General features: G+C 36.3%; 1 protein-coding gene. It reads right to left on the reverse strand.

Translation table 11 applies throughout. The annotated features are described in order from the left end of the window. Nucleotides 1–145: 145 nt before the first annotated feature. The gene (locus tag MKY20_RS28630; protein WP_034297819.1) at nt 146–1,384 is read right to left on the reverse strand and encodes an IS110 family transposase; all 1,239 of its coding nucleotides are present in this window, start codon (nt 1,382–1,384) and stop codon (nt 146–148) included. Nucleotides 1,385–1,641 lie beyond the last annotated feature (257 nt).

Consider the following 1,641-nt stretch of genomic DNA (forward strand, 5'->3'; position numbering starts at 1 on the left):
ACTTAAACAAAACCAGCTAATAGTTTGTCAACATTTTTCAATAAAAAGAATAATAACGTCATGATATACTAAAAATGTTCATGCCAAATAACCTTCCTCTATGTTTAATTTGGAAGGTTTTGTTGTATTTAGTTAGATATAGTTTTTAAACTGTATCTTGGAAAATAGTTCTGCTTTTTAATAAGGCAAAAATCCAATGTAAGAGCTTATTAACACATGCAATAACTGCTACTTTGAAGGGTTTTCCTTCTTCACGTTTTTTATCGTAAAACTCTCTTAATCTTTTATTGCGTGCGATGATTTTATCAGTCGTTTTCTTTTTACGAGCATCACGAATACCACTTTGAACTGCCATATACAAGGCATGTCGAAGTCTACTAGAACCTCGTTTGGTAATTCGATTTACAGATGCAGTAAACTTACCAGAAGAGAAAACACTAGGATCTACTCCAGCGAATGCAACGAGCTTTTTGGCATCATTGAACCGATCTATCTCACCAATCTCGGAAATAATCGTGGCGGCGATTTTCTCTCCAATTCCAGGGATAGACTGCAGTATATGATATTCTTCAATTTCTTTAGCGAGGGCATCTATTTCACCTGCAATCTTAGATAGATGCTCTTGGTATTGAAGAACGATCTTGACTAATAACTCTAGATTAAAAATATTACTCTGGTAGAGGTTGCTTTGAAACGGATTACGAAGGGCTGCTTCCCTTAATTTTTTGGCCTTTTCGTTTGCCCATGCATCTGAACGACTCATACATAGCGAAGCTATTTTCTCTGTTATTTCTCTTTCACTCACACTTAACACTACTTCTGAAGTAGGAAATTCTAATAATGTAAGCAATGAGACTTTGGAATATAAACTTCCAAAAACTCCTCTATATTCAGGAAATACCTGATCCAAAAGGGTATGCAGCTGTATTTTAGTCTGTGCTGATACTTCGGCAATACTTTCTTGTTGTCTTGTTAGATTACGAAGATTTAATAGTTGAATTCCTCTTTTTTTATAAGGCTCTAATTCTTCTTTATAAAACAGTTCGCAAAGGTGAAAAGAATCAATTGTATCTGTTTTTACCTTCCTTAAACTCGAACTTTTGGCTCGATGGGAGATAAGAGGATTGACAACAATATAAACAAAACATTGCTCCTCAAGAAATTGAATTACAGGAAAATGGTAATGTCCTGTTGATTCTAAAACCACCGTTGGCTGATGACCACCAGCTGAACTCTCTACTTCATGAAGGAACTCTAATAAACTACCTAAACCATCAGTATTGTGTTTGATACTAAAGCTCTTACGATACGGTTTGCCTTTGTCTAAAAATGCTTGAACCTGACTTTCACCTTTTGAAACATCCAGACCAATGACTGGATTCATAATCATATCTCCTCCTTTGTAAAACAACAATTGTCGGTATCCCCTAAGGCTTCTTGTAATGTCATAGGTTCGCTTGTTAAACGGGATCGTTGTCCCAACCAGCCTGAAACATGTTTATACAAGTAGGGGGTGAACAGTTTAGTTGACGGGATTTAACCCACGGGTGCGACGTTCTACCCCGACTACCGTAATATTAAGACCATAAATAAAAAGGTCAACCAGAAATATCTGGCTAACCTTATATTACGAACGGGTGC

The organism is Cytobacillus sp. FSL W8-0315 (assembly GCF_038002905.1).
Lineage (GTDB): Bacteria > Bacillota > Bacilli > Bacillales > Cytobacillaceae > Cytobacillus > Cytobacillus pseudoceanisediminis.